The sequence below is a fragment of the Vibrio sp. SCSIO 43132 genome (genome assembly GCF_019904195.1).
In the GTDB taxonomy this organism is placed as follows: Bacteria; Pseudomonadota; Gammaproteobacteria; order Enterobacterales; family Vibrionaceae; genus Vibrio; species Vibrio nigripulchritudo.
This window is the reverse complement of sequence record NZ_CP063199.1, coordinates 2,251,117-2,264,388: the sequence shown is the minus strand read 5'-3', so window position 1 is coordinate 2,264,388 and position 13,272 is coordinate 2,251,117. Positions and strand designations below refer to the sequence as shown.

Below are 13,272 nucleotides of genomic sequence, written 5' to 3'. Positions count from 1 at the left end.
CAGGTTATTGATTATCATGACTTTGTCGGGGTTGATTGAGCTACTTATCCTGACCGCGGCGGGATTCGCCTATATTAAGCATTCCCAGCAAGAAGAAATGGGCTACAAAGCACTTGGCATTGCGCAGTTTCTGGCGCAGTCACGTTCCGTTGTAGACATGGTCGAAAGTGAGCAGGTGGGAGAATTACCACTTGAATTTCGAGAGCTTACGGAACTGATCGGTGCAACTTTCATTGTAATTGGTAATAAAGAAGGCATTCGATTGATTCACCCAGTTGAAGAGCGCGTTGGCAAGCCGATGAAAGGGGGCGATAACGCAAGAGCACTGGAACTTGGTCAGTCTTATGTGTCTTATGCCGAGGGTTCGTTAGGTAAATCGGTTCGGGGTAAAACCCCTGTCATTGATCAACATGGAAACATCATCGGGGTTGTTTCTGTTGGGTATTTGCTCGACAGTCTGCAAGACAGAATTGAACCTTATTTAGCGTTTCTAATTGCCATGGCTTTGCTGGTAGTGATCGCCAATGCTGTGTTATCAAACTATGCGTCCCGACGTTTTCAAAAAGCCATTCTTGGATTTGAACCTGAGGAGATAGGACGACTGTATGTCGAACTGGATGTCACCATGAGTACCATCAAGGAAGGCGTTATCAGCATCGACAATGCCGGAACCGTTCGATCAATCAACAAAAGTGCGTGTGAAATACTCAAAATCGACCGAGAGAATGTGCTGAATCTGCCGATGAAAGATGTCCTTCCCGATAGCGATTTGGTGGATATTCTAGCAACCAAAGAGCCTCAGCATGACATAGATCTCTATTTGAATGATCAGCGCATTGTTGCCAACCGAAACCCCATTATAGTCAAGGGCGAAGTGGTCGGAGCCGTGTCCAGTTTCCGTCGAAGGGACGAAATAACCGAGCTGACCAAACAACTTTCTCAAACCCGTGAATACGCCGATATGCTTCGGTCACAAACTCACGAACACAGAAATAAACTCAACACCATCAGTGGGCTGGTTCAGTTAGGAGAAACCGAACAGGTTCAGAAACTGATAGGACAGGAAACCGCACATTATCAGGCGTTAATTGGCTTTATCCGAGATGCAGTGAAAGATCCATTAGTAGCTGGCTTACTCTTGGGAAAAACAGAGCGTGCCCGTGAACTCGGTCTTATGCTGGAAATTGATGCTGGTACACGATTAGAGCAGTTGCCTGAAAATATCATTGCAGATGATCTGGTCACGATTCTGGGGAATTTAATCGACAACGCATTCGATGCCATGATCGCAGAACGCGAGAATAGAGTGGCAAGCAATGTGTTTGTATCCATCAGTGACTACGGGACAGAAATCATTCTGGAAGTGGAAGACACAGGATGTGGTTTGCCAGAAGACATTAACGTATCCAGACTGATAGAGAAAGGCGTTTCCAGCAAGGCGAAAGCCAACAGGGGCGTGGGGCTTTATCTGGTCAGCAAGTTAGTCAGCCAGTATGGCGGACAGCTGGAGCTGGGAAATGGTCCGACTCAGGGAGCAAGAGCGACGGTGTATATACCAAAGGACAAAAGAAAATGACGACGAGTACGAAGGTAATGATCATCGAGGACGATGAGGGCATTGCTGAGGTGCACAACAGGTACTTGAATCAGATTGGCGGTTATGAAGTGGTTGGTATCGCCACTTCTCAAACCGAAGCCGAAATGCAGCTTGAACTGTTGCAACCAGAACTGGTCATACTCGACGTTTATCTGCCAGACGGCAACGGGCTGGAGATCCTTCGACAGGTTCGTCAGCAAAAACAGCATTGTGACGTTATTCTTGTCACCGCCGCGAGAGATGTGGACACGCTGCAGGAAGCCATGCGGGGTGGTGTGGTCGATTACTTACTGAAACCGGTGATTTTTTCCCGTTTAGAAGCGGCGTTAAAGAAATATCAGGCACAAAAACAAGAGCTGGAAACGGTGTCGGATCTTGATCAGAAGCTGGTGGACAAAATGCTGCAATCCAGTTCGCAACAAGAGCCCGCAAACAATCGCCTGCCTAAGGGGATTGATGGTGTAACACTGGATAAAATCCGCCATCTCTTCGTGGGGGATACCCAGCTCACGGCGGATGAAGCCGGGGTGAGAATCGGTGCCAGCCGCACCACAGCCAGACGTTATCTCGAATATCTGATCAGTTCCGGCGAACTTGAAGCCGATGTTCATTACGGCTCAGTCGGAAGACCAGAGAGAACCTACCGAAAAATTCTACGCTAACTTTCATCAAATCTTATGAGCCCTGACTTTTTGTCTAAACTTGTAAAAGACATAACGTTAGGGCTTTTATATGAGAAATCACATCGTTGTTCTTCTGGCATTACTCTTTGCTTTTCCGGGCTTTGCTAAGGAGCTCGTTTTTATTCACAGCTATCACTTTGAGTATCCTTGGGTCAAAGAGTATCGGGAAGGGTTCGAGAGCGAAATAGGTGCGATGACGATCCATGACTTCCAGATGGATACTAAGCGCAAACCCGCCGAGCAATTTCCTGCAATCGCAGATAAAGCGTGGGAGTTTATCCAGCAACATGATCCTGATGTTGTTGTGGTGTCCGACGACAACGCCCTCAAGTATTTAGGTCCTCGCCTGATAGACAACAAAATTCCGACTTTCTTTCTAGGTATTAACGCAAATCCGAGAAACTACATTTCAATCACGCCCACTATTTCTGGGGTACTCGAACGACCCTTGATGAAACGCTCGGTGTATATGATCAGCAAAGTACTGCCAGAGGTGAAAAACATACGCGTATTGATGGACGATGCCGCAACCTCACACGCCATACTGGAGACCTCTTTCAGCAATAAACTCAATCAGGATATCAACGGGATTACCGTTCACACCAGCCTGGTCCCTAATTACGAGAGTTGGGAAAGTAACGTGTTGGAATCCAAGAATCAGGGCTACGACGCCATCATCATCGCCAATTATGCCGCTTTAAAAGATGAGTCTGGTAAGCACTATTCTCTGGATGAAGTGAGTGCATGGACGAGTGAAAACTCGCCGTTACCCATTTTTGCGTTTTGGTCCTATTCAGTTGGTCCGGGTAAGGCGATTGGTGGGTTAAGCATCAGCGCGTTAGAACAGGGTATTGAAGTGGCGAAGCTGATTAATCAGTTTAATGAAAAGGGAAACATGCCAACGATCACGACCCCGAAGAAAGGCGCGTTTATCTTTAGCCAGACAGAACTGGAACGCTGGCAGCTACAAGTACCGAGTGATATTGAGAAAAATGCCGAAATGCGAAAATGATTGAGCTGCTAGTTAAAGAATTATGATTTATTCCTCGCAGTTTTCATACACACGTCATGGTTCTGATGAGTCATAGTGTTAACATAGTGTAAAACATAAATAAGCAGGGAAAACCTGTGATGTAAACAAAGGAGTGGCACCTAGGTGTTCAGTGCTGAAAGCACCGATCATCGAGACAGAGGCAAAGACCAATGTCGTAGGTGTGTGCTTGAAGTGACGAAGTTTTGCTTCAGGCACAAAGGCGTATTTAACAAACATTATTTCAGCCTTCGGGCTAAACCGTTAAACGCCTAGGAGTTACAAATGAGCGATCTACGCAAGCGAAGTTCGTTGTCTGTACAATGGAAAATCACCCTGTTGTCTGGGGTATGTTTGGTACTGACTTCGATTGCCTTGATTGGTTTTTCAGTTTTTAACGCAATTCAAAATCAAACCGTCATCAAAGGGAAAAGTACTGAGTCCGTTGTATTAAAATCTCAGCAGCTATTGAACGCCGAATCCCGATCTAACGCTGCCCAAGTCCAGAAATATTTAGATGAAGCTACTTACCGCGCAGAAATGCTCGGTGACAGTGCGCTGTTTCTGATCCAAAACGCACAAGAAAACTTTACTGCCAGTGAAGTGCTGCGTAATGCGCTGAACGAACTGGTGGAGCGTGCCGTTAATCAGTTTCCTACGATTCAGGGAGCGTACCTGGTATTCGAAGTCGACAAGGTTGACGGAGAAGACAAGTATTACAAAAACGCCGGTGAACTTGGCTCTAACGAAGTCGGACGTTTTTCCCCGTATTGGGCAAAAAGCAAAGAGGGCGACAAAGCCGTAGTACGACTGATAGGGGAGAATGAACTCTCCGATCCAGCCAACGGCGAGAAGTATTCATGCCCACTCAATACTGGCGGCGCGTGCGTGTCGAGCCCCAAAATTTCTGAACAAGGTGCGCTTACAGCTTCCATTTCTGTCCCGTTAAAAAGAGACGATGAACTGGTGGGTGTACTCGGCATCAATTTAAGCTTGGACCAGCTTAATCAATCCATTTCAGAAGCGGACGAAGCCCTGTTTGACGGGCAGGGTGAGATCGCGATTGTTTCCTTGGATGGCACGCTTATCGCCAGCGATGTGATGCCCGACAAAGTCGGTTTTCCTTACAAAAGCAATCACGTATCAGACAGCAAAATGACCGATTTCTTGTATGGAAATCAAAGCCAGGTCAGTTGGAGCAAAGATGAAAACTGGCTAACAGTTTTCTCTCCTATTCAAATTGCCAATCAGAGCTGGGGTGTGTTGATAGACGTACCAAAAGACAGCGTTCTAGCTGATGCGAACGCTCTGGACGCAGTTATCAAGGGGCTGGTTGAAGCTGGCATTGTTACTGAAATCTCTTTTGGTGCTTTATTTGTCGTCATTGGTTTGGTCGTGATTAGCGTATCTTCATCTCGCTTGGTAAAACCTATACGTGAAGTTGTCGCTCGGCTCCATGACATTGCGTCGGGAGAAGGGGATCTAACGCAGCGCTTAAAAGTCACGTCTAACGACGAAATCGGTCAACTGTCCTCAGAATTTAATCAGTTTTTAGAAAAGCTGCAGACGATCATCCGGGATCTGGTCAATACGACGGAAGTGGTGGGAGAGCTGATTGAACAGTCGAAACGTTCTGCCACAGTCATCCGGGACAGCAGTGACTCCCAGTTTAAAGAAACGGACTTAGTGGCAACGGCTTCCGAAGAAATGACGCAAACCGCGACCGTCGTGGCGCAAAATGTTCATTCAGCGGCTGATGCAGCCAATCAGGCGAGTGTCGCAGCCGTTTCTGGTCATGAAGTGGTTGAGAAATCTTACAGCGAAATGACCAGGTTGGTGGAGAAGATGCAAACCGCTGTACCCACAGTAGAAGCTTTGGCAAGCAACAACGCCAGCATTACTGAGATCCTGACTGTGATAGAAGGGATATCCGAGCAAACCAATTTGTTAGCTTTGAATGCGGCGATAGAAGCAGCAAGGGCAGGTGAGCATGGACGAGGATTTGCAGTGGTGGCAGACGAAGTTCGAAGCCTGGCGAGTCGCACTCAGGAATCGGTAGGAGAAATTCGCGAAGTCATTGGCAAAGTCGAACTTGGCACCAAAGACGTGGTCAGTGCGATTCAGGAAGGAAACGACCTTGCCAATAATACCTCTGTCTACGTTCGCAACGCTGTGAATGAATTGGAATCGATAAAGTCGGCGATTCAGGCTATCACCGAAATGAATAACCAGATCGTGAATGCAACCGAGCAACAGCAGCAGGTATCCAGCGAAGTGAACCTCAACATCGCAAACATCCGAGATCTTAGCGCGGATATATTAAATCAGGCACAGTCGTCCGACTCAGTCGTATCCGAAATTACTGAGATGTCGCATCTGCAACAAACGCTGGTCAGCCAGTTTAAAGTGTAACAATGATAGCTCGATAACCATTGGAAGAACTAGCTAAGTTCCATTGTTCATCTATCACACGAAAGGCTTCTGGTTTCCCAGAAGCCTTTTTCATGTCATACATCTATGACGTTTTTTTGTATTCGTTGAAAACCTGCTTGTGACCAGTAAGGGCAGGGAAAAATATCGTTCTCAATTGTTCTGCGAACATGAAGTTTAGAAGTTTATTAATTATTACATATTAAGCTCGCATTTTGAGTTTTAGTTGAATTAAATGCTAGGAATTTCATTTCTTTTTGTAATGGCATTGTGGTAGGTTTATGAGCGTTGTTGATTATGTTTTTGCTGGCTTATGAAGGTAAGACTAGAACTGTTTTACGAATTAGTTAGGTCAAAAATTTGAATAATACGATTTTTACTTAAAACCTATACAATTTGCGGCTTTTCCCACTTTCTACAAATGTAATCAAAGTAAAAATATCAATATTTACATGTGGATAAGTTTTTTAGATATACCGATTTATTTATGTTGTGTGGCTGTTTGTGGGACGGGTTAAGCTTTTGGAGGAAAATCTACATGGTCAGAAAGGGTATGCTTCTGCAATTACTGGAAGTACTTCGAAATCTGGAAGAGAAGGGCTCTGAATTTACGGCAAAAGAAGTGGCAGAGTCGGTTGGTTATAGTGTTAGTTCTGTAAATAAATACTTCAATGAAAAGCTCAAAGGTGGTTATGTTGTAAAAGTGAACCGTTCTTTGTGGAAATGCTGTGGTATTAGCCAACTTTCAAATGATGAGTTTTTGAGGCTAATGTCTCAAAGCCTAAACACCCATTCTAAATCACCTGACGAAATTTTATCGGATCAGCTCATTAAACGAAGTCATGACGCCTTTACACTAGCGCTTGAAGTTTACAACCGTCCTACGCTAGGAAATCGCGTCGAAGCATTTACTATTATGATGGTAAATGCTTGGGAACTCATGCTTAAGTCAGAACTTGCAAAGAGGGATGGTGCTGCATGCATTTTCAAAGAAGGCGACTTTAGCATAAGTATTCGAGAAGCCATGTGTAAGCTTATCGAGTCATCTGATAATGTAGCTAAAAATTTAGAAATCTTAATCGATTTAAGGGATCATGCAATTCATCTACTCATTCCTGAGCTACAACCACAATTGTCTCGTTTGTTTCAAGCTACAGTACTGAATTACCAAAACAGGTATAAAGCGTTAATGGGTAATAGCCCATTAGCAGGTCAGAGCGTAGGTTTATTGAGCCTCATCGTTGATGGCAGTGAACCTGAAGTAGCGGTAATTAAGGAAACCTACGGTGAGCTAACGGCAAGTCAAGTTAAAGAGTTTCTTGGTAAGTTCACAGAAATGGCTCGTGAATGTGATTCGGATGAATTTTCTATTTCTGTAGATTACAAGCTAGCATTGACTAAAAAGTCTTCTGCAAGTGACCTGTCATTATCATTAAGTGATAGTGGTGAGAGAGCCATTATAATTAGAGAAACAAAAGATCCAGATATAACCCATCCATACCATCAAAAAACGGCTATCGAAGAGATTAATCTTCGTCAGAATATAGTCAAAATTACGAGTTATTCGTTTCAAGCTGTTGTTAAAAAGAACAAAACCCAAAAAGCTAAGCGCTCCAATTATCATTATGAATTAGATGGACGTCATAGGTATTCCGAAGCTTTCATTGAGTGGTTTGTAAATAATCTCAATCAGGAAAATTGGCTGGATGGTGCATTAAAAAGCTACCGAAACAAACGGAAAAAAGCTTAATAACTCGAGGAACTTTGAATTTACTCATCTTTACAAGAAAAGTCCACCTACACTCAAAAATTTGTTCTCAACTAATTTCTGCTTTTCAAAAATAAAAAGGCTTCTGGTTTTCCAGAAGCCTTTGTTTTGCACTCATTTCGATGATTAATCTTGATGAGTAGGGTTTGCTACATTGCGCTGTTTTAGGTAATTGATGAACTTCGCCGCAATAGGACCAAGCAATACAGCAACCGCCAGACAAGCGAATACAGCTGTGATTGGGCGCTCCCATAAGAAGCTCAACTCACCGTCACTGATCATCAGGGCACGACGCAAGTTCTCTTCCATCAATCCCCCCAAGATAAACCCGAGCAATAACGGAGCGAGCGGGAAGTTCGCCAACCTCAGAGCAATCGCCGCCATTGCGACCAGTAGCATGATAAACACGTCCACCGTATTGAAGGACACCAAGTACACACCAGTGATTGAGAAGAACAGAATCATTGGAAGAAGTACGGTACGAGGCACCATCAACAGTTTAGAGATGTACGGGATTAGTGGCAGGTTTAAGATCACCAATACGATGTTACCAAAGTACATGGAGATGATGACCGACCAGAATACATCTGGGTGATCCACAAACAAGCGAGGACCCGGCTGAATACCGTAAGCAATCAAAGCACCCAGCATGATTGCAGTAGTACCTGAGCCCGGAATACCCAACGTAAGCAGAGGAACGAACGAGCCGCTAGATGCCGCGTTGTTCGCCGATTCAGGCGCAACCAGACCACGGATACTGCCTTTACCAAATTCCTCACGTTTTTCTTTTGGTGCCAGGTTACGCTCCATACCGTAACTCAGGAAGGCTGCGATTGTGGCTCCGGCACCCGGAAGAACGCCGGTAAAGAAGCCAAGAAATGAAGATCGCAGAGATACAGGTGCGACTTCTTTTACTTCTTCTTTAGTGACTTTCATGCTGCCTAAGTTGTCGAGCTGGTTGCTTTCTTCAGCACGAGTATCCTTCTGCGGTTTTAGGATGCCCATAAGGGTTTCACCCAGAGCGAAAGTCGCCATAGCAAGCAACAAGAAGCTAAAGCCATCCATCAGGTCTGTTAACCCAAAGGTAAACCGTTCCACGCCGACACCTTTGTCGATGCCCACGGTAGACAACATCAAGCCAAGAATGGTCATCATCCAAGCTTTCAACACTTGTCCTTTTCCAGCAAAGGCAGCAACGGCAGACAAGCCAAGAAGCATCAAGGCAAAGTAGTCAGACGACTGAAAGCTTAAAGAAACGCTTGCCAGGGCAGGAGCCGCAACCAAAAGCATGATGGCGGACAGCGTACCTCCAGTAAAAGACGAGTAAGCGGCGAGTGCCAGAGCTTTACCTGCCATGCCTTTCTGCGCCATTGGGTAGCCGTCGAATGCCGTAACCACGGTAGAAGAACAACCCGGAGCGTTGATTAAGATTGATGAAGTTGAACCACCAAATACGGCGCCGTAATAGACGCCTGCCATCAGAATCAAGCCGGAAGCAGGGTCAAGACCGTAACTGATTGGGATCATCAGCGCGATAGCCGAAATAGGGCCAAGACCGGGCAACATGCCGATAAAGGTACCCACAAAACAGCCAACGATCACCATCATGATGTTCATTGGCATTACTGCGGTAGAGAGACCCGCTAAAATTCCATCTAACATGTCATTCTCCTACCAGATAGAAAACAGAACACCGGGCTCTAGATAGATATCTAAGCCTTGTGTCAGCAACAAATAGAACGCGATGACGAACGGGAATGAAGCACCAAACAGAATGGATTTTCTTCTTTCACCCAACAGGTAGAAACCGATCATCAGGAAGAAACCAGTGGCGAGCACGAAACCCACGTAAGTCAGACCTACGCCATACATTGCCATCAACACTAAAAAGCCGATCAGCAATTTCCAGTTGAAGCCAAGGGTTGCAACACTTTCTTCGTCTGGCTGCGCAGTCACAAGAAGCATCAGGGACAGAATGACACCGACAGCCGTCAGAAGAGTAGGGAGGGTGCGAGCGGTAAAGGGTTCGTACTCATCACCGGGGAACATAGGGATTTGCGTGGTTTGATAGCCGTAACATAAACATACGACCAGAAAGATCATCGCACCCACGCGGTCACGACAAAATAAGTTGGTGGGCTTAGCAGACATAGCTCAATCCTTTGTTTTGATGTAAGGAAAAGAGCCGCATACGCCTAGTTAATCAATTTAGTTGTGATGAAACCGATAAAGCAGCACCACTTGAGGGATAACTAAATAAACAAAGGAGTTTGGCGTTTTACAGCGTACGCGGCAAAGGGGCTACCAATCCATTTTAAAGAGCAGAATAAACTACAGCCTATTAGGTTTTCTCTACGCCTCTCAACGGATTGGTAAATGCTTTACTTCAGGAAACCAAGTTCACGCATTAGTGAACCCATTTGTTTTTCCTGATCTTCCAGGAACTTGTAAAAGTCTTGGTCTGGCTTGTAGTTGTCGATCCAGCCATTACGGTTACGAACGGTTGCCCACTCTTTAGTGGTGTACATCTTAGACAGTGCCTCGTTGTACTCATCAATCTTGGCTTGTGTTGTGCCCGGTGCTGCAAAGAAGCCACGCCAGTTTGCAAATACTGTTTCGTTACCGTATTCCGTCAATGTCGGAACTTCAGGTGCAGCAGGAAGACGCTTAGGAGCCGTTACCGCTAAGATTTTTACCTGACCGTTTTTCGACATTTCCAGTACTTCACCTAAACCGGTAGACAGAAGCTGAGTTTCGCCAGAAAGTAGGGCAGCCATTGCTTTACCGCCAGCATCGTAGGCAATGTAACGAACCGCTTTGGCATCAAATCCTTCGCCTTTAAATGCCGCTGCTACGACAAGATGGTCCATGCTGCCGCGTGCAGATCCACCAGCAATTTTTACTTTACGAGGATTGTCTTTGAAATCCGCAACTACTTCTTTCCAGTCGTTGTACTTGGAATCGGCAGGTGCCACGATCGCACCGTAATCTGCAATGGTGGCTGCAACAGGGGTAAGGTCACGGAAAGATTGAGGGAAAATACCTGTTAACGAGCGAATAACGATGGGTGTAGAGTTCACCATAAGAGTGTCTTCTTGACGCTCCGCCGTTTCGATAAGGTGCGCAATGGCTTTACCGCCGCCGCCACCAGACAGGTTTTGGAATGAAACTTTGTCGACAATGTCAGATTTTACCAATGCATCACCCGTACCACGCGCGGTCATATCCCAACCGCCACCAGCACCGCCAGGGATCAAGAAGTGGATCTTCTCCATGTCTGCTGCAAATGCGCCGAAAGAAAAGCTTGCGGCTATCGCTGCAGCGGCAAATGTGGGTCTCAGTACCTTTATCATGTCACGTTCCTTATGTGGTTAAACTCATTCTTTGATGAGATTAATTGTTATGTTTATGTTGCCATTTAGGGCTGGTTGTTAACTTAATGTGCGTGACCGATATTGCCCAGATAGAAGACTTAAAAAGAATAAAAAACAAAAAATGAATTAAGTTCATATTGTTCACGAGAATTATAGTTAGATTGATCGCATCATAGGAACGATGAGTATGGTGACGTGTAACTGTATGTATAAAATAGAAAAAATAGCTTATGGAGAGATGTTGTTGTTTAATCTTGTTTATCTTATTTCGTGGCTTTCAATTGTGGCAGGTGTGTGGTTGGTTAGTTTGAATGCTCGACCACACTTATTACAAATTGCTCCATTTGTACTAGCTCTTATATTGGTGGCGTTTGTTGCAAAATATGGGAAAAAGTCGCTAATTGTTGTTCTTTGCGTTGCTGCGATACTTGGATTGATAGTTGGATCTCTACAAGTAAATGGATTGATTTCAATAGGACACACTGGTGTCATGGAAATACCCGCTGATAGAAAATAGTCATTTCCTACCTGTTAGCCGTACTCGTAAACACCGAGTACGGTTGTTTTTCTAATTCTTCATACAAACCTCTCGTTTCATTTCTCAAAACACGCAAGTTAAATTAGGTCGCTTATTCGACATTAGTCTAAATTGTCGACAATCCGCTTGATCTAATAGCTTTTGGTGGCTAAATTTTGATCTAAATATGTAGATTGTTGACAATATTGAGATTGAAATGTCGATAGAAGCACCAGAAAAAGAAGCCACCAAATCAGAAAACCTCACCAGTAGCTTGGTGGAAGCGATTGTTGAAGGGCAGATTGCTCCCGGCAGCAAAATCTCGGAACCCGAACTGGCAAAGCGCTTTAATGTGAGCCGAGGGCCGTTGCGTGAAGCCATCATGAGGCTGGAAGGTCTGGGGTTGATAGAGCGAATTCCTCATGTTGGGGCTCGCGTTATTCACATCTCCCTTACTCATTTGTCGGAGCTTTATGCAGTGCGTGAGGCTCTAGAAGGCATGGCGGCGAGGTTAGCGGCGAGATACATCACAGACGAAGAAATCGAAGGTTTGAGTCAATTATTGTCGACACATTCCGATCACATCGAACAGGTAGAGGGGTCTTCTTACTTCCACCAGCATGGCGATTTCGACTTCCATTACCGGATTATTAAAGCCAGCCGAAACAGCAAGCTTGTCACCTTACTTTGCGATGAGCTGTATCATCTGCTTCGGATGTACCGATACCAGTCTCCACGCTCGCATTCTCGCCCCGAACAAGCGCTGGAAGAACATAAATTCATACTCAAAGCCATTCAAAACCGAGACGAAGAGTTAGCGGAAATGCTGATGAGAAGACACATCTCGTGCAGCCGCCAGCTTATCGAACAACAAATTCAACAAGAGAGTGAAGCATGACGGAAGAGAAAGCCTCACCAGGGAAGAAGTTTCGCTTAGCAGTCGAAAACCATCACCCACTGCAAATTGTCGGCACCATCAATGCGTATTGCGCCATGATGGCGAAGAATACCGGGCATCAGGCGATCTATTTGTCTGGCGGTGGCATTGCCAATGCTTCCTATGGTTTGCCCGATCTTGGCATCACCACACTTAACGATGTGCTGGTGGATGTGGAGCGCGTCACTAACGCTTGCGATTTGCCTTTGTTGGTGGATATCGATACCGGGTTTGGTGGCGCATTTAATATCGCGCGCACTATCAAGTCGATGGAGAAAGCAGGCGCGGCGGCAGTACATATGGAAGATCAGGTTGCTCAAAAGCGATGCGGTCACCGACCAAACAAAGCCATTGTGACCACAAATGAAATGACGGATCGCATCAAAGCTGCAGTGGATGCCAAAACCGATTCTAACTTTGTTCTTATGGCAAGAACCGATGCACTCGCAGTAGAAGGAATGGACAGTGCAATTGAGCGCTGCATAGCTTATGTGGAATCGGGCGCTGATATGTTGTTCCCAGAAGCATTCGTAGAACTAGACCAATATCGGGTGCTTTCAGATGCGTTACGACGTCACTTTGGGGAATCTATCCCAATTTTGGCCAACATTACGGAGTTTGGTCAAACCCCGCTTTTTGGTGGGCAGGAACTGGCAGAGCATTCAGTGGACATGGTGCTTTACCCTCTCAGCGCTTTCCGTGCCATGAATAAAGCAGCAGAAATGGTCTATTCCCATCTATTAAATGAAGGCAATCAAGAAGCATTGGTTGACCAAATGCAAACTCGAAAAGAGTTATATCAACACCTAAATTACCACGACTATGAGGACAAGCTAGACGAGCTGTTCGCAGAAAAATAGGGTTTCGACCCACTCAAATCCAATAACGTGAAGCGGCTGGCGCACCAATCAACCTAAAAATATAAGGATTGGGCAA

At 45.4% G+C, this 13,272-nt stretch carries 11 protein-coding genes; 8 read left to right on the top strand and 3 right to left on the bottom strand.

Annotation, left to right across the window (positions count from 1 at the left end):
- The first annotated feature begins 16 nt into the window (after positions 1–16).
- The 5 genes from INR79_RS10150 (at position 17) to INR79_RS10130 (ending at position 7,490) form a co-directional block, all read left to right on the top strand.
- Positions 17–1,576 (top strand): sensor histidine kinase, encoded by a 1,560-nt coding sequence (locus INR79_RS10150; RefSeq protein WP_223096988.1) that lies wholly within the window; start codon positions 17–19, stop codon positions 1,574–1,576.
- The gene (locus INR79_RS10145; RefSeq protein ID WP_004399284.1) at positions 1,573–2,259 is read left to right on the top strand and encodes a response regulator; all 687 of its coding nucleotides are present in this window, start codon (positions 1,573–1,575) and stop codon (positions 2,257–2,259) included. The genes INR79_RS10150 and INR79_RS10145 overlap by 4 nt, the downstream gene beginning before the upstream one ends.
- 70 nt (positions 2,260–2,329) lie before the next feature.
- Positions 2,330–3,292 (top strand): sugar ABC transporter ATPase, encoded by a 963-nt coding sequence (locus tag INR79_RS10140; RefSeq protein ID WP_045966637.1) that lies wholly within the window; start codon positions 2,330–2,332, stop codon positions 3,290–3,292.
- A gap of 303 nt (positions 3,293–3,595) precedes the next feature.
- Positions 3,596–5,722, top strand: coding sequence for a methyl-accepting chemotaxis protein (locus tag INR79_RS10135; protein ID WP_223093983.1), 2,127 nt, complete (start codon positions 3,596–3,598; stop codon positions 5,720–5,722).
- Positions 5,723–6,278: 556 nt separating this feature from the next.
- Entirely contained in the window at positions 6,279–7,490 is a 1,212-nt protein-coding gene (locus INR79_RS10130) for a DUF3644 domain-containing protein (RefSeq protein ID WP_223093981.1), read from the top strand.
- 144 nt (positions 7,491–7,634) lie between these two features.
- Here INR79_RS10130 and INR79_RS10125 read toward each other — a convergent pair whose 3' ends face one another.
- From INR79_RS10125 to INR79_RS10115, 3 genes are all read right to left on the bottom strand, one after another.
- A complete protein-coding gene (locus INR79_RS10125; protein ID WP_004405853.1) occupies positions 7,635–9,170 on the bottom strand; it encodes a tripartite tricarboxylate transporter permease in 1,536 nt (511 codons plus the stop codon).
- A 9-nt stretch (positions 9,171–9,179) separates the two neighbouring features.
- Positions 9,180–9,659 (bottom strand): tripartite tricarboxylate transporter TctB family protein, encoded by a 480-nt coding sequence (locus INR79_RS10120; RefSeq protein WP_223093980.1) that lies wholly within the window; start codon positions 9,657–9,659, stop codon positions 9,180–9,182.
- A 230-nt stretch (positions 9,660–9,889) separates the two neighbouring features.
- Complete coding sequence (locus INR79_RS10115; protein ID WP_223093978.1) at positions 9,890–10,861, bottom strand: tripartite tricarboxylate transporter substrate binding protein; 972 nt, start codon at positions 10,859–10,861, stop codon at positions 9,890–9,892.
- Positions 10,862–11,087: 226 nt separating this feature from the next.
- Between INR79_RS10115 and INR79_RS10110 the strand changes: the two genes are divergently transcribed.
- From INR79_RS10110 to prpB, 3 genes are all read left to right on the top strand, one after another.
- Positions 11,088–11,399 carry a hypothetical protein gene (locus INR79_RS10110; protein WP_223093976.1) on the top strand — a complete coding sequence of 104 codons (312 nt, stop codon included), beginning with the start codon at positions 11,088–11,090 and terminating at the stop codon, positions 11,397–11,399.
- Positions 11,400–11,616: 217 nt separating this feature from the next.
- Positions 11,617–12,297 carry a GntR family transcriptional regulator gene (locus tag INR79_RS10105; RefSeq protein ID WP_223093974.1) on the top strand — a complete coding sequence of 227 codons (681 nt, stop codon included), beginning with the start codon at positions 11,617–11,619 and terminating at the stop codon, positions 12,295–12,297.
- On the top strand, positions 12,294–13,196 hold the full coding sequence (prpB, locus tag INR79_RS10100; RefSeq protein WP_223093972.1) for a methylisocitrate lyase: 903 nt from the start codon (positions 12,294–12,296) through the stop codon (positions 13,194–13,196). The genes INR79_RS10105 and prpB overlap by 4 nt, the downstream gene beginning before the upstream one ends.
- Positions 13,197–13,272 lie beyond the last annotated feature (76 nt).

Excerpts from the sequence above, each read along its gene's own strand:
- INR79_RS10125 (WP_004405853.1), bottom strand. The coding sequence starts at position 9,170 with ATGTTAGATGGAATTTTAGCGGGTCTCTCTACCGCAGTAATGCCAATG.
- INR79_RS10130 (WP_223093981.1), top strand. The coding sequence starts at position 6,279 with ATGGTCAGAAAGGGTATGCTTCTGCAATTACTGGAAGTACTTCGAAAT.
- prpB (WP_223093972.1), top strand. The coding sequence starts at position 12,294 with ATGACGGAAGAGAAAGCCTCACCAGGGAAGAAGTTTCGCTTAGCAGTC.
- INR79_RS10120 (WP_223093980.1), bottom strand. The coding sequence starts at position 9,659 with ATGTCTGCTAAGCCCACCAACTTATTTTGTCGTGACCGCGTGGGTGCG.
- INR79_RS10105 (WP_223093974.1), top strand. The coding sequence starts at position 11,617 with ATGTCGATAGAAGCACCAGAAAAAGAAGCCACCAAATCAGAAAACCTC.
- INR79_RS10150 (WP_223096988.1), top strand. The coding sequence starts at position 17 with ATGACTTTGTCGGGGTTGATTGAGCTACTTATCCTGACCGCGGCGGGA.
- INR79_RS10145 (WP_004399284.1), top strand. The coding sequence starts at position 1,573 with ATGACGACGAGTACGAAGGTAATGATCATCGAGGACGATGAGGGCATT.
- INR79_RS10135 (WP_223093983.1), top strand. The coding sequence starts at position 3,596 with ATGAGCGATCTACGCAAGCGAAGTTCGTTGTCTGTACAATGGAAAATC.
- INR79_RS10110 (WP_223093976.1), top strand. The coding sequence starts at position 11,088 with ATGTATAAAATAGAAAAAATAGCTTATGGAGAGATGTTGTTGTTTAAT.
- INR79_RS10140 (WP_045966637.1), top strand. The coding sequence starts at position 2,330 with ATGAGAAATCACATCGTTGTTCTTCTGGCATTACTCTTTGCTTTTCCG.
- INR79_RS10115 (WP_223093978.1), bottom strand. The coding sequence starts at position 10,861 with ATGATAAAGGTACTGAGACCCACATTTGCCGCTGCAGCGATAGCCGCA.